Source organism: Rhizobium sp. A37_96 (assembly GCF_053521765.1).
Map to the genome: position 1 here is coordinate 221,013 of NZ_JBNWDS010000009.1, position 19,446 is coordinate 240,458.

Annotated in this window: 20 protein-coding genes; 6 read left to right on the forward strand and 14 right to left on the reverse strand. The window is 61.3% G+C overall.

Features of this window, described 5'->3' with window-relative positions:
- Window positions 1-36 precede the first annotated feature (36 nt).
- Window positions 37-1,446: a DUF5939 domain-containing protein gene (locus ACQZ6J_RS22120; protein WP_449085635.1), complete on the reverse strand. Its 1,410-nt coding sequence runs from the start codon at window positions 1,444-1,446 to the stop codon at window positions 37-39.
- A 146-nt stretch (window positions 1,447-1,592) separates the two neighbouring features.
- Here ACQZ6J_RS22120 and ACQZ6J_RS22125 point away from each other — a divergent pair, with 146 nt between their 5' ends.
- Entirely contained in the window at window positions 1,593-2,084 is a 492-nt protein-coding gene (locus tag ACQZ6J_RS22125; protein WP_449085636.1) for an SRPBCC family protein, read from the forward strand.
- A 60-nt stretch (window positions 2,085-2,144) separates the two neighbouring features.
- Here the strand turns inward: ACQZ6J_RS22125 and ACQZ6J_RS22130 are convergent, their stop codons facing one another.
- The 10 genes from ACQZ6J_RS22130 to ACQZ6J_RS22175 all read right to left on the reverse strand — a co-directional run bounded on the left by ACQZ6J_RS22130 (window position 2,145) and on the right by ACQZ6J_RS22175 (window position 12,672).
- Complete coding sequence (locus tag ACQZ6J_RS22130; protein WP_163989399.1) at window positions 2,145-3,089, reverse strand: helix-turn-helix domain-containing protein; 945 nt, start codon at window positions 3,087-3,089, stop codon at window positions 2,145-2,147.
- A gap of 427 nt (window positions 3,090-3,516) precedes the next feature.
- Window positions 3,517-4,002 (reverse strand): hypothetical protein, encoded by a 486-nt coding sequence (locus tag ACQZ6J_RS22135; protein ID WP_163989397.1) that lies wholly within the window; start codon window positions 4,000-4,002, stop codon window positions 3,517-3,519.
- A 126-nt stretch (window positions 4,003-4,128) separates the two neighbouring features.
- Window positions 4,129-4,959: an alpha/beta fold hydrolase gene (locus ACQZ6J_RS22140; protein ID WP_449085653.1), complete on the reverse strand. Its 831-nt coding sequence runs from the start codon at window positions 4,957-4,959 to the stop codon at window positions 4,129-4,131.
- Window positions 4,960-5,143: 184 nt separating this feature from the next.
- Complete coding sequence (locus tag ACQZ6J_RS22145; RefSeq protein WP_449085637.1) at window positions 5,144-6,742, reverse strand: MFS transporter; 1,599 nt, start codon at window positions 6,740-6,742, stop codon at window positions 5,144-5,146.
- Between the two features lie 70 nt (window positions 6,743-6,812).
- Window positions 6,813-8,267, reverse strand: coding sequence for an alginate export family protein (locus ACQZ6J_RS22150; protein ID WP_449085638.1), 1,455 nt, complete (start codon window positions 8,265-8,267; stop codon window positions 6,813-6,815).
- Between the two features lie 5 nt (window positions 8,268-8,272).
- Window positions 8,273-9,172: a glyoxalase gene (locus tag ACQZ6J_RS22155; RefSeq protein WP_449085639.1), complete on the reverse strand. Its 900-nt coding sequence runs from the start codon at window positions 9,170-9,172 to the stop codon at window positions 8,273-8,275.
- A 3-nt stretch (window positions 9,173-9,175) separates the two neighbouring features.
- Window positions 9,176-9,622 (reverse strand): DoxX family protein, encoded by a 447-nt coding sequence (locus tag ACQZ6J_RS22160; RefSeq protein WP_449085640.1) that lies wholly within the window; start codon window positions 9,620-9,622, stop codon window positions 9,176-9,178.
- Between the two features lie 10 nt (window positions 9,623-9,632).
- Window positions 9,633-11,522, reverse strand: coding sequence for an amidohydrolase (locus ACQZ6J_RS22165; protein WP_449085641.1), 1,890 nt, complete (start codon window positions 11,520-11,522; stop codon window positions 9,633-9,635).
- Window positions 11,519-11,797, reverse strand: a complete 279-nt coding sequence (locus tag ACQZ6J_RS22170; protein ID WP_163989387.1) for a XapX domain-containing protein — start codon at window positions 11,795-11,797, stop codon at window positions 11,519-11,521. Before ACQZ6J_RS22170 ends, ACQZ6J_RS22165 begins: the two co-directional genes overlap by 4 nt.
- Before the next feature lie 185 nt (window positions 11,798-11,982).
- On the reverse strand, window positions 11,983-12,672 hold the full coding sequence (locus ACQZ6J_RS22175; RefSeq protein ID WP_449085642.1) for a hydrolase: 690 nt from the start codon (window positions 12,670-12,672) through the stop codon (window positions 11,983-11,985).
- 455 nt (window positions 12,673-13,127) lie between these two features.
- Between ACQZ6J_RS22175 and ACQZ6J_RS22180 the strand changes: the two genes are divergently transcribed.
- Together ACQZ6J_RS22180 and ACQZ6J_RS22185 are read left to right on the forward strand one after the other, a co-directional pair.
- On the forward strand, window positions 13,128-13,916 hold the full coding sequence (locus ACQZ6J_RS22180; protein WP_163989386.1) for an AraC family transcriptional regulator: 789 nt from the start codon (window positions 13,128-13,130) through the stop codon (window positions 13,914-13,916).
- 295 nt (window positions 13,917-14,211) lie between these two features.
- Window positions 14,212-15,141, forward strand: coding sequence for a helix-turn-helix domain-containing protein (locus ACQZ6J_RS22185; protein ID WP_163989384.1), 930 nt, complete (start codon window positions 14,212-14,214; stop codon window positions 15,139-15,141).
- 31 nt (window positions 15,142-15,172) lie between these two features.
- Here the strand turns inward: ACQZ6J_RS22185 and ACQZ6J_RS22190 are convergent, their stop codons facing one another.
- Window positions 15,173-15,964 carry an SDR family oxidoreductase gene (locus ACQZ6J_RS22190; RefSeq protein WP_449085643.1) on the reverse strand — a complete coding sequence of 264 codons (792 nt, stop codon included), beginning with the start codon at window positions 15,962-15,964 and terminating at the stop codon, window positions 15,173-15,175.
- 92 nt (window positions 15,965-16,056) lie between these two features.
- On the opposite strand from ACQZ6J_RS22190, the gene ACQZ6J_RS22195 reads away from it, so the two are divergent.
- Window positions 16,057-16,944: a LysR family transcriptional regulator gene (locus tag ACQZ6J_RS22195; protein ID WP_163989380.1), complete on the forward strand. Its 888-nt coding sequence runs from the start codon at window positions 16,057-16,059 to the stop codon at window positions 16,942-16,944.
- A 69-nt stretch (window positions 16,945-17,013) separates the two neighbouring features.
- Here the strand turns inward: ACQZ6J_RS22195 and ACQZ6J_RS22200 are convergent, their stop codons facing one another.
- Window positions 17,014-17,766, reverse strand: a complete 753-nt coding sequence (locus ACQZ6J_RS22200) for an alpha/beta fold hydrolase (RefSeq protein WP_163989378.1) — start codon at window positions 17,764-17,766, stop codon at window positions 17,014-17,016.
- A 105-nt stretch (window positions 17,767-17,871) separates the two neighbouring features.
- Window positions 17,872-18,342, reverse strand: a complete 471-nt coding sequence (locus ACQZ6J_RS22205) for a hypothetical protein (protein WP_449085644.1) — start codon at window positions 18,340-18,342, stop codon at window positions 17,872-17,874.
- A 246-nt stretch (window positions 18,343-18,588) separates the two neighbouring features.
- Between ACQZ6J_RS22205 and ACQZ6J_RS22210 the strand changes: the two genes are divergently transcribed.
- Both ACQZ6J_RS22210 and ACQZ6J_RS22215 read left to right on the forward strand, forming a co-directional pair.
- Entirely contained in the window at window positions 18,589-19,197 is a 609-nt protein-coding gene (locus tag ACQZ6J_RS22210) for a TetR/AcrR family transcriptional regulator (protein ID WP_449085645.1), read from the forward strand.
- A 15-nt stretch (window positions 19,198-19,212) separates the two neighbouring features.
- Window positions 19,213-19,446: hypothetical protein (locus tag ACQZ6J_RS22215; protein ID WP_449085646.1), on the forward strand; the 234-nt coding region annotated here is incomplete at its 3' end.

The following is a 19,446-nucleotide window of genomic DNA, read 5'->3' on the forward strand; positions in this document are numbered from 1 at the left end:
CTTCTTGGGGTCACGAGGACGGCCTGCTTTTTCCATTCAGGAAGGAACGCTATAAACTCGTATTTCTCTGTCTATTCCCCGCAGATTGGCCAGGAAACTGCTGGGGGCGGCACCCTGCCGCCTGATAAAATCATGGGCTTCCGCATCATCCGCCGAGGACGAGGTGACGAGGATCGCGTCGGGAGATGCGATGTTTTCGACACGGGAGGCGATATTGACCGTCTGGCCGAAATAGTCCTGGCGGTCGTTCATCGACACCGCGAGGCAGGGGCCGCTGTGAATCCCGATCTTGAGAAGCAGCTCCTGGCGGTTGTTCCGGCGGTTCAGCCTGTTGACGGCCTCTCTGATTTCAAGCGCGGCGGCGATGCCTTGCACGGGATTGGGAAACGTTGCCATGATCGCGTCGCCGATGGTTTTCACAATGGCGCCGCCTTTTCTGGAAACGATCTCTTCCGCGATCTGAAAGTGAGAGCGCACGAGGTCGAATGCGGCAAGATCGCCGATCCGCTCATAGAGCTCCGTCGATCCCTTCAGGTCCGTGAACAGGAAGGTCAGATTGGTGATCTTGAAACGTTGATTGATGTCGAGAACGTTGGTTCGGTAAAGATCGCGAAACGTCTGGTGCGTCAGAAGGCGCTTGGCGGTCAGAACGGGGATGTGACGCTCGACCATGTGTTTGAGCGCTTCCCCCACGCTCCATAGAATGGGCATCACTCTTCGGGACGTATTGTTTTCAAGGACGAGATTCAGCACGCCGGGCGCCAGCCGATGCATCGCGGTCTGCAGGCGCGTATCATCGATGTGAACCGTTATTTGCTGCGGATCCGCCGAAGGCGCGCCCGTCACCTCCAGCGACTGCGAACTATGGGTCACGGGATCGAAGAGGACGGCCAATCCCTCGCTCATCTGGATTTGACGGACGACACGCTCACCGGGCGCGACTTCCACCGCATCAAGCACTGCCTCCCTGGCGACATCGCTCAGATCGTCCGGAAGATCGCTGCCCGAACTCCAGAAGACCTGCCGGACATAGGGCCACAAGGACAGGCTTTCGGGGCTATGGGCTTCGATCTTTCGAACGCGGGGATCGACGGTGAACGTGATTTCCACGCTCTCATCCAGATTGGGCTCGCAGTTTACCGCGCACAGCGCGCAGCGATAGCGGGCCTGGTTGATTGCCCGGAGCGATTCGCATGCCTGAAGGACGCCGCCGCAGCTGGCGCAAACCACATTCCAGGAAAGCTCGAAAAGACCGAGCTGCGTCGCATGGAGAAATGCTGCCACGCACTCGCGTTCATCGAGCTTGTGTGACAGGGCGAAGGCGAGAGGATTTATCCGATTGAGCCGCGTATCCGGGGCTTCGCGGATCAGCTGCTCTATCGCGGCGGCGACACCATCGTCAACGTACTGGCGTATTGCCAGAATGCGATCGGTAATATCCAGCATCAGCTATTCCGCACACTAAAGATAAGGGCAGAATAAGCTGGCTGCCGCGAGGACGCGAGCCGTTTAATTTTTATTTTTTGTGTAACCTTTCGATTGTCGGAAGCGAACATAAAGCGATAGGGATCAGGAGAGAGGTCATAGGGGCGGTGGAGAGCTTTGTCTGGGAAACGAGCATTGCAGCCTCTGCCGACGACGTATTTTCACTGCTCGCCGACTTGCGGGACTATGATCGATGGCTGCCGAATTCGGCGGCCTATCACGGGACGCTTCAAATCTCCGACGGACCGATCAAGGTAGGCACGACCTATGTCGAACCTGGACCGTTCGGCACGCGCCACGGAACGGTCACGTCCCTGATCCGGCCAGGGGAACTCGATTTCGAGCAGCCGATGACCATGAAACCGCGTTTTATGGGCACCATCGGCATCCGGCTTTTTCACAGGATTGCGGTTGAAGGCGAGACGGTCAGGCTCATGCGCCGTCTCGAACTGTCATTCCACGGTCCCGTCAGGTTTCTCAAGTCGCCGATCATCCGGGCATTTATGAAGGAGAACGATCGGATGATGAAAGCATTGAAGGCGTTCGCAGAAGGAGAGTGGCGGCCGCCTTCTTTCGCGAACCCTGCATCAGGGGCCTGACCGCGGGCAGTTCGCGAGACTGAAGATTCAGCGTGTTCTCACGGCGATGATGCTCGGATGCTAGTTGGGAAGGCGCCGCTTGAATCGTCTTCCGTGCTCGCGCGCAAAAGCGGCGGGCGTGCTGCCGATCAGGCGGCGAAACCGCCTGGTGAAATGACTTTGATCGGCAAATCCGGTTATGAGGGCGACTTCCGCAAGCGAGACATCCGTTTCCGAGATGAGCGATTGTGCCTTGTTGATCCGGCATTGCTCGACGAAGGTCATCGCCGTCATGCCGGTGCTCTGCTTGAAAATGCGCGCGAAATGAAAGCGGCTGACATTGACGATCTCCGCCAATTCGCCAAGGCCGATCATCCGGTCGAGATTGTCTTGAATGTAATCCGCGAGGCGATCCACCTCCATTTTGCTCAAGCGGGGCAGCCTGTCAGGCTCTATTGCCTCGAAAGCATTGTATTTTCGCAGGAGGTGTGCCGCAAGCGCGGCGGAAACATGATCGATAATAAGGGCTTGCGCCGGATGAGGCTTTTGCTGAAGTTCCGACAGGAGAACGAGCGCCATATGCTCGATCAGGGTGTCGCGCGTCTCGAAAATGTTCCGGATTTCGATTTGGGGGACGCTGTGCCTGCCGAATTGTTCTCCGGCGGCCGCCACCAGCGCGGTTGGAATTCTAAGTCTCGCCGATGTCGCCGTCGGCCCTTCCCATGTCGATTCACATCCTGCGGGCATGAGCAGCGATATGCCTGCGGACATGATGCCCTCGTGCACGGCACCGTCTCGTCGTTGGATCAGCCGCGCTCTTCCCGAGGGACAATAGCAGATCAGATGATGATCGAGAGCCGGATAGGTCTGCGAGCAATCCGGACGCGGACGGTAGAGATCGACGGTCACGCCATCCCATCCCCGGCCCCGGGTGGTCGCGATCGGCCGTCGCGTCTTGATATCGATGATTTCCTCGATGGAAACGAGTTTTCGGGGCGGGTTCTGGATGTTTTGCAATTCAGTCATCGTGGCCCAATCACGTTTATGGTGACCCTAGACGCATAGTGTTTGCACGCTGTTGGCTCGATGATTCGACCTTGCGACAAGGCGACGATCCCTAAGCCATGGAGAATGCGAAAAAGATGACGGCGCGGCCAGCATAACTCCGAGTTTGGATTTAATCGAGTGGGATTGCAGCGTGAAGTGGAAATTCCTGGGAGGGGTTGGCTCTTCACCGGACCTCCGAACCGCCCTACCTCATTGTTTTCACGAAGCTTCGGTCGAAAAATCAATGCGCAATTTTCCGGGAATTGCTCCCCTCGGTCGATGGGGCAAGGAGATCCATTGATTCTTGCGTCACGTATCGCCGGCCAGCGTCCGCCAACACCAATGCTTCGAGCGAGCGTGAGCTTTGCCCGAGGAGAGCCGGCGGGTAGTTATTCCTGACCTGGCCTCATCCGAAGCTGCGGTTTTTCGTGCCCCTTACGATGAATATGCCCGCGACAATGGCCAATATCAGCAGCGCGACCTGGCTTGCGACAACGGGCGGCTCATTGCCGGTCGGGGCAATGGCGTTCAGCGGCGGGATTTTCTGGAAGACCTGCGCGATCAAGACGAGACAGTTGAAATAGAGGAGAAGCAGACATCCGATCACGTAGGAAAGCCGCCAAATGCCGGTCATCTGTGTCCGGTAGCGTGCATAGACAGTCGCTATGAAGATCAGCACACAGAGGATGCCCACCGCTATGGCCGGCGTAACGCCGTTGAAGGGAAACATGAACCCGGTGATGAGCGTGATCGCCACGGACCATAAGAACCAGCGTGCCGCACGAAGAACCGGCGTGTCGGTGATGAAGCCAACCACGACATAGATGCCGCTTGCGATGGCAACGAGGCTGACAAGCGTGTGAAAGACGGTCAGAACCAGAATAGCAGACATTGGAAACCTCTCCCCAAAGGTAATGGACCAGTCGCTGCCAACGTTCCCGAGGCTGCGATTTCGCTACTATAAGACCCTTCGGCCGGAAGAGCCATTCACCCGGCCGAAGGCGATCTCGCGGGAAGACTACGCCTTGATGAACTCGAGCAGATCGGCATTGATGACGTCGGCGTGGGTGGTTGCCATGCCGTGCGGGAAGCCCTTGTAGGTCTTCAGCGTGCCGTGCTTGAGCAGCTTGATCGACAGCAGCGCCGAATCCGCGATCGGAACGATCTGGTCGTCCTCGCCGTGCAGAACCAGCGTCGGCACGTCGATCTTCTGCAGATCCTCGGTGAAGTCCGTTTCCGAAAAGGCCTTGATGCAATCGTAGTGCGCCTTGGCGCCGCCCATCATGCCCTGGCGCCACCAATTCTGGATCACGCCCTGGCTGACCTTGGCATCCGGCCGGTTGAAGCCGTAGAACGGTCCCGTCGGCACGTCGAGGAAGAATTGCGCCCGATTGGCAACGAGGGCCGCGCGGAAACCGTCGAAGACCTCGATCGGCAGCCCGCCCGGGTTCTTGTCGGACTTGACCATGATCGGCGGCACGGCGCCGATCAGGACCGCCTTGGCGACGCGGCCCTTCCTGGCGCGGGCAACATAGTGGGCGACCTCGCCGCCGCCCGTCGAATGGCCGATGTGCACCGCATTCTTGAGGTCGAGATGCTCGACAAGCTCGGCAACGTCGGCAGCATAGGTATCCATCTCGTTGCCGGTCGCCGTCTGGCTGGAGCGGCCGTGACCGCGCCGGTCATGCGCGATGACGCGATAGCCCTTCTCCAGAAAGAACATCATCTGCGCGTCCCAGTCGTCGGCGCTCAACGGCCAGCCGTGATGGAAGACGATCGGCTGCGCATCGCGTGAGCCCCAGTCCTTGTAAAAGATCTGAGTGCCGTCTTTGGTGGTGATGAACGACATAGTGTTGGCTCCCTTGGTAGAATGTTGCTCGGTGGTGGATTTCGCGCCGGCCGGGTCTGTCGGCAGTATCAATGCTGTGGTCAGCGCCGCGCCGGTCAGCAGGGTTTCGCGGCGGCTCATTTCGAGATGAAACTTGGAACGCTCAGGCATGAGGGGATCCTTCAATTCTGATGGCTTGTTTCGGTCATTTGCGGGCAGAAATGAAATGGCGAACCAGTGGCGGGTCGCTTCCCCGGTGATAGGAAAGGACGCCCTGCTGGATATCGGCATCGGCTTTCGAGACGCGGCGATGCTGGCGGATGTGCTCGGCCCAGGATTCGACCATGAACCATTCGATGAAAATCTGCGGATCGGCGGCGTCTTCGGTGATGCCCCAGCTATAGGCGCCATCGCGCTGCCGTTCGCGCGACAGGTCGGAGACGGCCGCGACGAAAGCCTCGCGATCGGCGGGATCGATGCGATACTCGATCAGAATGAGGACCGGTCCGCGATCGTTCTCGATGGGTGCCGCCGTCAGGGGCTCGGGCCAGTGATTGGAGGGAACGAGATCCTGCTCGCCCTTGGGGATCTTCAGGCGATGCAGCCCCGCCCCGGCGATTAGAAGCCCGATGCCGGCGACCAGCAGGGTCCATGGCAGGCCGATCGCCTCGGCAACCAGACCCCAGAGGAGGCTGCCGGCGGCCATCGCGCCGTTGAAGACGGTGAGATAGACGGCGAGCGAGCGCCCGCGCACCCAGTTCGGCAGGACGGCTTGCGCGGCTCCGTTGAGCGTCGTCAGCGCGGCGAGCCAGGCGGCCCCAAGCACCAGGAGGATGAGGACGGCGGCCCATTGGGGCGGAGCGAAAGCCAGGCCCGCCATGACGGCGGCCGTAAGTACCGAGGCGCCAAGCATAAGGCCGTCGGCATCATAACGGTTCCGCAATTTCGGCATGATCAGAGCGCCACAGATGGCCCCCACGCCGACCGCACCAAGAAGAATGCCGTAAAAACCGGCCGAGCCTGCGAGCAGGTTTCTCGCCAGAAGGGGAAGCAGGGCCCATACGGCGCTGGCGAAGACGAAAAAAACACCGGCGCGCGCAAGGATGACGTGAAGGTCGCGGCTGGCCTTGGCGTAGCGGAGGCCGGCGCGAAACGCGCCTGCAAAGCGTTCGCCGAAGGGGTCTTCGGGCGCTACCGGACGCTTCCACCACCATAGCGCGGCTATGACGAAGGCATAGCTGATGACATCGACGCCGTAGGTAATGGACGCCCCGAAATAGGCAAGCAGCACACCGCCGACGGCGGGACCTATGGCGCGGGAAATATTGACCCCCAGCGAATTGAGGGCGACGGCGCTCTTGATATCGGTCTTGCCGACGAGCTCCGGAACGATTGCCTGCCAGGTCGGCGCCATCAACGCCGCTCCGATGCCGCCGATGAACGTCAGCGTCACCAGCGACGTGATCGATTGAAGCCCCGTCGCCGAAAGGACAAGGAGGCAAACGCTGGCAGCTGCGAGCACCAGCTGGATGACGATGAGAAAGTGGCGACGATCCAGAATATCCGACAGGACGCCGGCGGGTATGGCAAGCAGGAAAACCGGCAATGCGGCGGCGGCCTGCATCATGGCGACGGCCGCAGGAGCGGCCGAGAGATCGGTGACGAGCCACGAACTTGCGACGTCGCGCACGAAGCTGCCCGTATTGCCGACGATCGTCGCGACCCAGAGAACGAAGAACACGCGGTTCCTGAGCGGCGCAAAGCTGTCCTGCTGCCTGGATGGCGTTGCCGGTGGCTCGGTCATCGCTTGTCTCCGCCTCTGCAAGTGTGGAAACCCTTCCCCTGTCGTCTGTCCTCGATCGAAACGATGGCCCTCACCATGCGAATGCCATCTGCAAACCAACGTAATTCCCGTCGTGCCCACCTGCGCGGCGAATGGCATCTCCCGCTTCGAAGTGGACGGCTTCGATGGCGCCCGTGAGATTGGGGGTGAACGCGTAGTCGAGCCTGATCTGGCCGTAGGCGCCCGACCATGCGCCGCCGTGGCCGGCGGTTCCAGACAGTGGCTGGTTGGGCTGGACATAGATCGCGTCGGCGGTCGTCTGGCGCCATTGCAGGCCGATCGCGCCGGTCAGCGTCATCTTGTCGGTCGGCTTCACCGTGATCGACGGCTTGAGATGGATCAGGTTGGCATAGCCGGTATAGCCGGCAAGCGAGAAATAGTAGCCGTTCGGGAACAGCGGGTTGAAGGTGCCGACGGTATTGTCGCCGGGGTGATCGTCGCCTGAGGCCATGTCGAACTGCAATCCGATCCTCGGCGTCCAGCCGATATCCTCGAATGTGTAGCCTGCGCGCACGCCGAGCGCCCAGGCACGGATATCCTTGTCGCCGATATCGCCGAGCTGCCCCATGGCTTCGGCGTCCCAGTCGAAGCCTTTGCTCGACCCGGCAAAGCGGGTGTCGAACACATGACGGTTCTCGCGGCCGCCGCCATCGAGATAATGGGCGTTTTCGCGTTGATAGAGGGAATAGTAGGCCGATAGCTCGTTGGTTCCGAGCACCTGGCGCTCGATGCGCACGGTGCTGAAGCGGAAGTCGCCGTTCGAGGTATCGTCGAAGGGATCGTCGTCGCGGTACTGAACCGGCTGGCTGACGAAGCCGATGAAGCGCCACGGGCCGGTTTCCCAGTCGGCCCAGACGGCATCGAAGGACTGGCGCACGTTCGGCCCGTCGCGCGAAGAGACGAAACGCTGCAGGTCGAAGGCGAAGTCCTGGCGGCCGATGCGCGCCTTGAAGGTGCCGGCGTCGAAATCGTGGCTGTAGGCCAGGAAGGCCAGCCTCAGGTCGAGCTGGTCGGCGTCGGCCGGCCCGACGTCCTTCTTGCCGAAGGCGCGATCGTCCTCGAACTGGGTAAAGACCTGCCAGTCCTCGAAGAGATGCAGGTCGATGTGGAACTGAACGCGCTGGATGAGATAGCTGTCGCGCTCCACGCCGCCGATGCCGAAGCCGGGCGCGCTGTTGCTCTCGAAACGCTCCCTGACATTGGCGCCGAAGGAGACGTAAGTGCCGGGATCTGCGGCCGACAGCGGAAGATACTTCAGCCTGTCCAACGGCTGTGTCGCAAGCGCCGGATCGGCCAGCACGGACCAGTCTTCCTGCCAGCGGTTGGACTTGATCGCCGGCCGTTTCGGCTTGGCCGGCGGGTCGTCGGCAAAGGCAGCGCCCGTTGTCGCGCAAAGAATGGCGACCGCCGCGAGGGAGAGAAAGCTCTGTGCGCGCAGGTCGGCCTTGTGGGTCGAGACGCGTGGCAGGACCTCGAGCGGTCGCATCGCGATCACGGTGCCGCGGCAGCGTGGATTTCGGCGACGTAACCGCCGGGAAACTCGACCATGGCCGCCTGCCGCTTGTCGGAGGTAAAGGCGTTCACCAGGACGGTTGCGCCATTGGCCTTGGCCTTGTCGAGTGTCGCCGCAAGGTCCGCAACCTCATATCCCGTCGTCTCGTGGCCATAGGGGTACGGCAGATGGCCGTCGGTGGCGAGCACCGTCATCCTGCCGTAGACGGACTCGATGCGCAGGCGGCGGAAAGTGTCGTTCGGCCGGCCGATCTCGACGCCCGGAGCTTGTCTGTCGTCGGCGACGACCTTGCCCTTCGAGAAGGTGAGGAAGGCCTTGACGAACTTGTCCACGGCATCGGGAGAGACGTAGACACGGTTTTCGGGGATCTTGTCGAAGGCGGCGTAGGAGGGCTTGGTCGTATGCCAGTAGAGCTGCATGTTGACGCCGCCCGGCCATTGGATGACGGCATCGCGGCCGATCGGATCGGGAAAGGAATCGACGACCAACGAGGCGCCGGCGGCGCGGGCAGCGGCGATCGCCTGGTCCAGGTCGGTGACGAGATAGCCAGTGCGCTCGGCGCCGAACGGATAGGGGATCGGTGTCTTGAAGCCGAAGAGCGAGACGGTGCCGACCGGCGTCTGCAGCAGCTGCGACGTGGTGCTGCTGGGGGTCGGCGTCACGGTCGCGACGACCTGCTTGGTGCTTGCGCCGCCGAAGGTAGCAACGAAACTGCTGGCGAATGCATCCACCTTGTCCGGATCGACATAGACGTGGGAGGTGTCGTATTGCGACCCGACGCCGACCTGCGGATGCGCCGCGCGGGCAAGGGCCGCGCCGGCGGGCGTCAGGGCAAGGGCAGTCAGAAGACCGATCGTATAAGCGTAACGGGAAAACATGTTCTAGGCCTCCATGGTCTTTGCAGTATCCTGATCCAGATCGAGCCAGGCGACCAGCAGAAAGCCGCCGACGAGACCGAGATGTTCGAAAAATGAATTGGCTGCCATGAAGCGTTCCATCCCCGGGGGCAATTCCCAGAAGCGGAGCGCCAGGACGGTGGCGAGCAGCGTGAAGCCGGCAAGGCCGAGTGCGCCGAGCCAGCGGAAAAAGCCGGTGAGGATCATCACCGAGGCGCCAAGCTCAAGCGCTATGACGAGCACGGCGAAGAGCGGGGCTGGCGACAGGCCGAAATGCGCCATCTCGCCAAGCGCTTCGTTGAAATCCGTGAGCTTGTCCAGACCGCCTTGCAGATAGGCGGCGCAAAGGCCGAGATAGGCCAGGAAGCGCATCCAGGCCGCCCCGAAGAGGGGGCGGGCGATGGCGGCGAGTTTCGTTTCGAGGCTGTGCATGGGTCTTGCCTCAAACGGCCCAGCAGGAGCACCCGAGCGCCCCGAAGAAGCCCTTGAGGTCCTTGATGGGAAGCTTCGATGCCCAGGCATTGGCGTGGGCATGGCCATGCAGGTTGCAGTCGTTGGCGCAGCCGCAGGAGGCGATCATGCGTGGATTGAGGGAATGCTTGCCGGCATGGTCCGGCTCGCCCCAGGCGGCATAGCCCTTGAAGCTGCGAACCGGCGACCAGTCCGGCATGGCGGGCGGCACGGGGTTGTCGTCGAGGCTGGCGAAGGGGCCGGCGCCATAGACGATCCTGCCGCCGACCATGGTGAGCTCGGAGGTGAGGAAGGAGATCTCGTCCTCGGCGCAGGCGAAGAAATCCTTGTCCGGCACGATGAGGTCGGCCAGTTGCCCTGCCTCGATGCGCCCCTTCTTGCTTTCCTCGTTGGAGAACCAGGTGACCTTCTCCGTCCACATCCTGAGCGCCGTCTCGCGGTCGAGGCAATTGGCGCGGGGATAGAGCTGCATCCCGCCCACCGTCTTGCCGGTGACCATCCACGACAGCGAGACCCATGGATTGTAGGAGGCGACGCGGGTGGCGTCGGTGCCGGCGGACACATGCACGCCCTTTTCCAGCATGCGGGCGATCGGCGGGGTGGCTTCGGCCGCCCCATGGCCATAGCGCTCGACGAAATACTCGCCCTGATAGGCCATGCGGTGCTGGGTGGCGATGCCGCCGCCAAGCGCGGCGATGCGGTCGATCGACTGGTCGGAGATCGTCTCGGCGTGGTCGAAGAACCAGTTCAGCCCTTCGAGCGGAATATCCTGGTTGACCTTCTCGAAGACGTCGAGGGCACGCGAGATCGTTTCGTCATAGGTGGCGTGCAGGCGCCAGGGCCAGCGGTTTTCGGCGAGAACCCGCACGACCTCTTCCAGCTCGCCCTCCATCTCCGGCGGCATGTCGGGACGCGGCTGGCGGAAGTCCTCGAAATCGGCCGCCGAGAACACCAGCATCTCGCCGGCGCCGTTGTGGCGGAAGTAATCGTTGCCTTGCTTGTATTTGACCGAAGACGTCCAGTTGAGAAAATCTTCCTTTTCCTGCTTCGGCTTCTGGGTGAAGAGGTTGTAGGCGAGACGCACCGTCAGCTGGTTCTCGTCCGACAGCTTCTGGATGACGGCATAGTCGTCGGGATAGTTCTGGAAGCCGCCGCCGGCATCGATGACGCCGGTGACGCCCAAGCGGTTCAGCTCGCGCATGAAGTGACGGGTGGAATTGACCTGATAGTCGAAGGGCAGTTTCGGTCCCTTGGCAAGCGTGGCATAGAGGATGCCGGCATTCGGCTTGGCCAGCAGCAGGCCGGTCGGGTTGCCGGCCGCATCGCGGGTGATCTCGCCGCCCGGAGGCTGCGGCGTGTCCCTGGTATAGCCGACGGCGCGCAACGCTGCGGCATTGAGCAGGGCGCGGTCGTAGAGATGGAGCAGGAACACCGGCGTGTCCGGGGCGATCGCGTTGATCTCGTCGATGGTCGGCAGGCGCTTCTCGGCGAACTGGTGCTCGGTGAAGCCGCCGACGACGCGCACCCATTGCGGCGGCGGGGTGACGGCCACCTGACGCTTCAGCATGTCCATGGCGTCCGCCAGCGACCGCACGCCGTCCCAGCGCAGTTCCATGTTGAAGTTCAGGCCGCCGCGCACGACATGGGTGTGATTGTCGATCAGGCCCGGCAGCACGCGCTTGCCCTTGAGATCGACGATCTTCGTGCCGGGACCGGCGTGCGCCATGATCTCGGCGTCATGCCCGACCTCAAGGAACTTGCCGTCCTTGATCGCAACCGCGCTTGCCACAGGCTTTGAACGGTCGAGCGTGGTGATCAGGCCGTGATGCAGGATGATGTCGGCTGCGTCATGTGCAGTCATGAACGTTTCTCCTCGCTCGCTTCCGTCTGGGCAGAGGCCTGCCGACCCGGGAGCTGTCCGAAAATATGCGCTATGGCATAGGACTTCTCGCATGCCGCCGCGAAGGCCGTTCCCGACAGCAATTGCTTACCGACCGGCACAATCTGCTCGCCGATGAGGATGCCGAGAAGGCCGATCAGGGCAATGAGCGGCGGCGCTGGCGAGCGGACATTCAGCAGATTGTAGATGACCCCGACGAGAAGGCCGGCTCCGAAGGAAAATAGGTAGACTTTCATGATTAGCTCCTTTCACGCTGCGCTGTGAAAGCCGCCCGGCCATTGAAATCCGGACTTGCACGGTCGTTGAAGGCGATCTCGCTTGCTGGAACGGGTGGAACAGCCTCGTCCCAGCCTGCCAGATGACTTCGGCAAGAGCGGAGTTGTTGGCTCTCCCCGCTCTTGCCGATCAGGACACGGAGCGACTACTTGGCGGGATTGGGGCCGATGCGCTCGCCATGCTTGACCCGCTCGGGCGCCTTGTGAACATGCGTATAGGCATAGTCCACGCCCATGCCGTAGGCGCCGGAATGTTCCTTCACGATCGCCATCACGGCGTCGTAACTTTCACGGCGGGCCCAGTCACGCTGCCATTCCAGCATGACCTGTTGCCAGGTCACCGGCACGACGCCGGCCTGAACCATGCGGTCCATGGCGAATTTATGCGCGTCCGCGGAGGTGCCGCCGGAAGCGTCGGCAACCATGTAGATCTCGTAATCGGTGTCATGCATGCAGGAGAGCGCGAAGGTCGTATTGCAGACTTCGGTCCAGAGGCCGGCGACGACCACCTTCTTGCGGCCGTTCGCGGCGTTCTTCGCCAGCGCATCGCGGACGTTCTGATCGTCCCACGAGTTCATCGAGCTGCGCTCGAGTATCTGGTGCTCAGGATAGACGCCCAGAAGTTCAGGATAGGTGTTGCCCGAAAAAGCATCCGTCTCGACCGTCGTAATCGTCGCCGGAACGCCAAATACCTTGGCCGCCTTCGCCAGAGCCACGACATTGTTCTTGAGCGTCTGCCGATCGATCGACTGGACGCCGAATGCCATCTGAGGCTGCTGGTCGATAAAGATGATCTGGGAATTTTGCGGGGTGAGAACTTCGAGATATTTCGACATCATGGTACTCCCGTTTCGTAAGGCCTCTGCAAGAGCGAACTGCACTCCTCTCGTCAGCCTCCGACGTTCCGCCAGAAGTCTGAGCCTGCCCGCGACCGTAATTGCTCATTCTGGAACCGGATTGTCATTTATGACCCTGATTGGTCGAAAATTGCTCAGAGTTTTACCGGCGACGGCAAAGCTTCGCAGCCGATGCAACGAAGAGTATTCGACACGACATCCAGTTCGCGTGAAATGTCGAAGCGCTGCCCGGCTATATGTATAAGCAGTTGATAAGGTGAGGCTTTCCGGACCTGTTTCAATCGTGCTTGCCGGCAAAGGCGGAAACCCGGATGGACTCGGGTGAGCGCCTGTGTGAAAATACCAAAATTGGGCAGGCTTAGGTGGGGTAGGTAGTGTTGGCTGCGCGACCGCAGATATCGTCGCTTCAATCCAGTTCGGTCAGCGTTCTTCGCATGCGCAGCGAACATACCGATCACGCCGAGAGCAAATCGCTTCCTCAGGCCGAGGCCTACAGCATCATCACCCAGCTCAAGCCGTTCGAGCATCATCATCTTTGGCGGGACGGCAAGCTCATATACGATGGCGGGCATGACGTCGGCGCGCTTTCCATAACGGACCTTCGCGATCTTTGGCGTTGCCATCATCGTTCGTCGTTCGACAATATCCGGTTCAATGTCTCCCGGCAGGCGCTTTCGGAATTCAGCTATGCCGCGGGATGTCCGCGCTTCGACGGGCTGGACAGCCGCCAGGGGCAGTTCGACCCCGTCGTTCAGGGTCTGGCGATAGCGTTGCTTCCGGCACTGAACGAACCGAAGCACACCTCCACGCTATTCATCGACCATATCCTGCTCGCACTTCAATCGCATCTCCTGACGCGGTATGGCGGCCTCAACCTGCCGGCGATACATCGCGGCGGTCTTTCCAACCGGCAGCTCAATCTTGCCACGAGTTTTCTGGCGGCCGCCGCAAACGACCGTGTGGGAATATCGGAGATTGCCGATCAATGCGGATTGTCGACCAGCTATTTCATCCGCGCTTTCAAAAAGTCGACAGGCCGCACGCCGCATCGTTGGCTGCTCGAACACAAGATCGAAATGGCAAAGCAGATGCTGCTCGGCACGGCCACCATCGCCGAGATCGCCGTCGCTTGCGGCTTTGCCGACCAGAGCCATCTCACCCGTATTTTCACGAGCGTTCACGGCATCTCGCCGGGCAGCTGGCGCAGGGAGTTCCGGGAGTAGATTTCACGGCCGTTTAGCCCGAGGAGCGTTCAGGGCAACGGAAGCCTGAGAGGGAGGTTGCGGGGGACGGAAACCGATGAAACTTGTGACGTGGCTGGCGGTGGCAGCCGGCGACGTCTGACAGGGATCGGAATGCGACAGAACTGACGTTCAAGCCGCTTCGATCCCATACATGCAAAGCTTTGGCCGGACGCGATCCGGCCGGCTGTTGGCGGATCGACGGCTGAGGGAGAGGCCTCGATAAAATCCGGCCAAACATCGTGCCACAGCATTCTTCGGGAGGGACAATACCGTCGTGACGGAACTGATATCGGACAACCGCAAGGCTGAAGCGAGGCTGGCGGATTGGAGACGGCCGTCGCTGCTGGTCGGCCAGGGCAACAGAACGGTCAATTTCTACGAGCGCTCCTGGAGCTCGATCTATGCCTATATCAAGGAAAGCGAAGTGGATGCCTGCTACAGGGTGGAGCTGCGCCAGGAGGTTGCGCGTCTGACGGTCACGCTCGATATCGTCGGCAAGCATCCCGAAGCGCGAGAAAGCCCAACGCGGCCGACGCTCGTGAATGACGATACGCAGAACCTCATGAATTTCGCACCGGCCGAGTCGACGGTTTGGGCATATTCCGAAGGCACGCGTTTCATGCGCAACATCTCCTTCCTTTTCGACAGGGCCGCGATTGCGGCGCTGGAGAACGATGCGATCAAGGTGGCCGTCCTGACGCCGCGGCTGCTGTTTTTCGACGCTGGCATATTCCATCTCGCCAAGCTCTTCGAGGCCGAGTTCGAGGGCTGCACTCCGCTGGAGACACTGTATGCGGATAGCCTTTCTCTGGCTCTTCTCATTCGCCTTGTTTGTCTGGGGCAGTCCTCGATACCCGCGCTGAAGATCAAAAGCGGCCTCTCGTCCCGGCATCTGAAACTCGTCAAGGAATATCTTTGCGCCCGGCTGGGCGAGGCGGTGGCGCTAAGCGAACTGGCAAGCCTGACCAATCTTTCGCGCCCCTATTTTTGCCGTGCATTTCGCAATTCCACGGGCCTCACGCCCTATCAGTGGTTTCTCCATGCCAGAATTGAAAGGGCGAAGGAGCATCTCAACGAAGGGATATTGCCGATTTCGGAAATCGCGCTTCTGGTCGGTTTTGCCGATCAGGCACATTTTTCGAAAGTGTTCCGGAAAATTGTCGGCTCGAGCCCCGCCCTTTGGCGGCGGGAAGTCGCAAAATAGTTATGCGTCAGAGGAAGCCCGCTGCCGGTCGCTACAGGCCGAATGCGCGCGACAGCATCGAGCGAAACATCCATTCGGGGAGGGCCTGCATCACGCCGAACATTCGCTTGCCGGCACCGAGAGCGTAGCGGATACGTTTGGAGGGGGAGCCGGCGATATGCACGATCTCCCTGGCAATCAGGTCGGGCGGGCTTGCCGACGACATGCCTTTTTTCAACCGCATCTCCACCGCATCGAGACCGGATGCATAAGCGGGGTGACGCAGGATCTGCTGCTTGAACTGTGTGCGGCTTCCGGTCAACTCGATCAGTTTCACGCGAATGCCGAAAGGGGCGAGCTCGTATTGCATCGCTTCGCTCAGCCCCGCCAGGGCGAACTTGCTGGCGCAATAGGGCGCCAGGAACGGCAGGCCGGCCGCGCCGGCCAGGGATCCGATATTGATAATCATGCCGCGCCGGTTTTCCCGCATGCCGGGCAGCACGGCCTTGGCAACCAGGGCTGCCCCGACCAGGTTCACGTCCAGCAGCGCGTGCAGCTCTTCACGGGTCATCGCTTCGACCGGGCCGCCAAGCCCGACGCCGGCATTGTTGACCAGAACGTCGATGGCGCCGAAGCGCGAGACCGCGTCCGATACCGCCGCCAGGATCGAGGCATCGTCTCCGACGTCGAGCCGGCCCGTTGCCAGCTTTTCGTTTGCGGCGACATCGATCTTCTCCGGATCGCGGGCCGTCGCATAGACGTTCCAGCCGGCGGCAAGGAATTGCCGCACGCACGCTTCGCCTATTCCGCGTGAAGCGCCAGTAATGAAAACGGTTTGTGTCACCGGAAACTCCTGCCCGACGATGGGATTTGAACTGTTGCGGGAAGTGTGTATACATTATGGACTGAATTGTCCATAATGAGTGAGTTGCGTAGATGAATCTGAGACAGCTTGCCTATTTCCGTGCCGTCGTCGAGCATCGTTCCCTGGCTGCCGCGGCCGACGTTCTGCGGGTCGCCCAGCCCAATCTGAGCGTGGCGATCAAGCAGCTTGAAGAGGAATGGGGGGTGTCGCTGTTCGAACGCGCCGGCCGTGGCCTGACCGTCACGGATACGGGCAGGACGTTATACGAACGTGCGGCAGAGCTGCTGAGCGGCGCCTCGGCGCTCGATCAGGACATGCGGGCGATAGGGCGCGGTTTTACCGCTCGGCTGAGAGTGGGATTTACGCAGGTCTCGTTGGAGATCATCACGACCGTGGTGGCGCAGATCCGCGAAGAGGGTGCCGCCGTCAGCTTCTCGCTGCAGCAGGGGGAGCCTCAGCTCCTCGAAACGATGGTCGAGATGCGCCAGCTGGATTTTGCCGTCACGCACATGCCGGTCGCGAACTTTGGACTTGGCGTCGAGGCCTTGGCTCCGATGAGCATTGTCCTTCTTTGCCGGGAAGGTGACGACCGATGGACGGCGGGTTCCGAAATCAGGCCGGAGGCGCTTGCCAATATCCCGCTCGTCCTGCTGCGCCGGCGATCCGGCGGCGGCATCTACGAGCGGATCATGGAGGCCTTTGCAAGTGCGGGCGTTTCCTGTTCCGTCGTGGCCGACAGCACCGATATTTCGGCGATCTATACGCTGGTTGAAAGAAATGTGGGGCTCGGGCTGCTGCCGATCCATGCCTTGCATGTGCCGCGGCCGGGATTCGCGATGCATCCGGTCGCGCTGTTGCCCACACCCGAACGCCTGGCGCTGATCTACCCGCGTGGCTGTCGCCAGCTTCCCGCGGTTCATCGGGCGATGGAGCTGTGCCGGGCGATCCTGCGAGGATGACAGGAATGCTGAAAATAACTGCGCCGCCTTCCAGCGGAAGGTGGCGCAGGGGTCGAATGCGATGCGTGGTTACTTGGCGTCCTTGGCGGCCTGCTCGATAAGCTTTGCCACGGCCTGGGGCTGGGACATGTAGATGGCGTGGCTACCCTTCACCTCGATCGTGGTGCTGCCCGCGCGCTTTGCCATGAAACGCTCGAGGTCCGGATTGATCATGCGATCGTTCGTCGCAACGGCATACCAGCTGGGCTTGTTGTGCCAGGCGGCGTTGGTGATTGCGGTGCCGAATCCGGTGACGCTGATCGGCACCTGGGAAATCGCCATGAAGTGAGCTTCCTTGGCGGGCACGTCCGCCGCGAAATCGGCATGGAAGGTCTTCGGATTGACGATCACGTAACCTTCGCCTGCCGGCACGGCGCTATTTGCGGCCGGCGGCGTCCGCTTCAGAAGGTCGCCGAGGGTTTCGCCGCTATCGGGCTGGAAGGCTGCGATGTAGACAAGGCCGCGCACCTGCGGCTCGTTGCCTGCCTGGGTGATGACGGCGCCGCCATAGCTGTGGCCGACGAGAATCAAGGGGGCGTTGACGCTCTGGATGATCCGTTTCGTGGCCGCTGCATCGTCCGCCAGGGACGTTTCGGGCTCCTGGACGACCGAGACCGTATAGCCGTCGTGCTCCAGGATATCGGATACGGCGCGCCATCCCGAACCGTCGGCGAATGCGCCGTGAACCAGGACAACATTTTTGATCGGCTCGGCGGATGCAATGCCGGACATGCCAAGAGCAATGGCTGCGAATGCGACCGAGGAGGTGAGAAGGCGTTTCATGGCTACTTCCTTTCTGATCTTGCTGAGGGTCAGCTGGTTGGGACAAAGCTTCCCCGACCGGCGGGGACACAGCCGATTGATCGGGCAGGGAAGAAGTGAATGCCGTTAGCGGGTGGGGGCTCCCCCTCTCAACGGCGCATTTTCACCGTCGTCGCCGACGGGAAAGGCTTCGAACAGCGCGCGGCGTATCTCGTCTGCCTGACGCCCGGGATCTTGAGGGCGCCGCGCTGTACGTCGATCGAAAAGCTCGACCGGCTTCAACAGAAATCCGGAGAGCGGCTGGTGCGTCAGCAGGCTGGCATTGGCCACCACGCGACACTGGATTTCCCAGCCGCCGTCTCCTTCCGACAGGATCAGGGTGGCGCGCCGGGTGGCCAACAGCGTGGCGCAACATGTCGAGGCGCTCCAGAGAGCCAGGCGGAACATGCCGTCCTCGCCGAGCATGATTTCGTCGCCGTTCAGCGAGGTGAATTCGGGCCAGTTCAGCGCCGAGGCCGCAGCGATCTGGATTGCGTCGCTGCCGTCCCGTTGCGCATCGCCGGCGAGTAGATGCCAGATCCCCTTGGGGAGCGTCATCGAGCGTTGCGATTGCTTGAGTAGGTTGTTTTCCATGACGCTAGAATTGCGCCACGGAGGGTCGTAAGACCAATACTGTTTCCGTCACGATTCTGACGACTGTCTTAAGAGTCGCGACTGGAAAAGGAGCGCGTTGGTGGCATTTGATCATCGAAAGACTAACGGCCACATCGAACCGGAGGCCTGCAGACGAGACGGGAGTCGCTGACATGCGCAGGTTTCGAATAACGGACGAAGGAGCGGATCATGGCGAGGCCTCGAGAATTCGATCATGACGCCGCGCTGGACAAAGCGGTCGAACTTTTCCGGGCCAAGGGGTTTGCCGGGACATCCACCGACGACCTGAGGACTGCGATGGGCCTTGGCAGGCAAAGCCTCTACAATACCTTCGGCGACAAGCGGACACTGTATCTGCAAGCCCTTTCCGCCTATCACCGGCGAACCGTGGATGCCCATATCGGCAGGCTCCGGTCATTGCCTTCCCCTCTGGACGGCATTCGCGCGATGCTGTTGGGATTGATCGTCGACGATCGAGCCGAGCGTGAACGAGGCTGCATGGGTGTCGGGGCGGCGAGCGAGTTCGGCACGAACGACGCCGAGCTTGCGGAGCTGCAGAACAAGGCGGGCGCCGCATTGCATCGGCAGTTGGTCGAGCGGATCGACGAGGCATCGGCCCTCGGTGAAATCGATCCCCGGCTCGATGCCGACCAGACCGCTTTCTTCATTCAAACCACGATGAACGGACTGCAGCTTGCTGCCCGGGCCGGCGCTCCGGCGGATATGCTTCGTGCTGCCGCCGAATTTGCCGTCGATCGATTGCAAGCCCCGTTGGATCGTGACAGACCGCAATCGTGACCGATTGTGGTCCGCATGCCGCAAATTCTCCTGCGGCACCGGCATCGTTGCGATCCCAGCTTCAGCGAAGCTTTGGCTTCCATGGGTGACGAACTAGGATCGCTGCTCGCCACCGAACGGCTCTTGAAGACTGCTCATCCAGCCGAGCCGGCGCGCAGGCGGACGATTTTTTTCGGCTCGCCGTACGATGTGAAGGACGCCTCTCCGTTCGCTGTGGCCATGGCCGCACCCAAGTGGCTTGACTGCGCC

Coding starts and splice junctions, on each gene's coding strand:
- ACQZ6J_RS22140 (WP_449085653.1), bottom strand. CDS start 4,959: ATGTCGTTCATCACCACCAAAGACGGCACTCAGATCTTTTACAAGGAC.
- ACQZ6J_RS22160 (WP_449085640.1), bottom strand. CDS start 9,622: ATGCACAGCCTCGAAACGAAACTCGCCGCCATCGCCCGCCCCCTCTTC.
- ACQZ6J_RS22210 (WP_449085645.1), top strand. CDS start 18,589: ATGGCGAGGCCTCGAGAATTCGATCATGACGCCGCGCTGGACAAAGCG.
- ACQZ6J_RS22205 (WP_449085644.1), bottom strand. CDS start 18,342: ATGACGCTCCCCAAGGGGATCTGGCATCTACTCGCCGGCGATGCGCAA.
- ACQZ6J_RS22200 (WP_163989378.1), bottom strand. CDS start 17,766: ATGAAACGCCTTCTCACCTCCTCGGTCGCATTCGCAGCCATTGCTCTT.
- ACQZ6J_RS22145 (WP_449085637.1), bottom strand. CDS start 6,742: ATGACCGAGCCACCGGCAACGCCATCCAGGCAGCAGGACAGCTTTGCG.
- ACQZ6J_RS22165 (WP_449085641.1), bottom strand. CDS start 11,522: ATGACTGCACATGACGCAGCCGACATCATCCTGCATCACGGCCTGATC.
- ACQZ6J_RS22130 (WP_163989399.1), bottom strand. CDS start 3,089: ATGACTGAATTGCAAAACATCCAGAACCCGCCCCGAAAACTCGTTTCC.
- ACQZ6J_RS22180 (WP_163989386.1), top strand. CDS start 13,128: ATGCGCAGCGAACATACCGATCACGCCGAGAGCAAATCGCTTCCTCAG.
- ACQZ6J_RS22175 (WP_449085642.1), bottom strand. CDS start 12,672: ATGTCGAAATATCTCGAAGTTCTCACCCCGCAAAATTCCCAGATCATC.
- ACQZ6J_RS22120 (WP_449085635.1), bottom strand. CDS start 1,446: ATGCTGGATATTACCGATCGCATTCTGGCAATACGCCAGTACGTTGAC.
- ACQZ6J_RS22170 (WP_163989387.1), bottom strand. CDS start 11,797: ATGAAAGTCTACCTATTTTCCTTCGGAGCCGGCCTTCTCGTCGGGGTC.
- ACQZ6J_RS22155 (WP_449085639.1), bottom strand. CDS start 9,172: ATGTTTTCCCGTTACGCTTATACGATCGGTCTTCTGACTGCCCTTGCC.
- ACQZ6J_RS22150 (WP_449085638.1), bottom strand. CDS start 8,267: ATGCGACCGCTCGAGGTCCTGCCACGCGTCTCGACCCACAAGGCCGAC.
- ACQZ6J_RS22135 (WP_163989397.1), bottom strand. CDS start 4,002: ATGTCTGCTATTCTGGTTCTGACCGTCTTTCACACGCTTGTCAGCCTC.
- ACQZ6J_RS22195 (WP_163989380.1), top strand. CDS start 16,057: ATGAATCTGAGACAGCTTGCCTATTTCCGTGCCGTCGTCGAGCATCGT.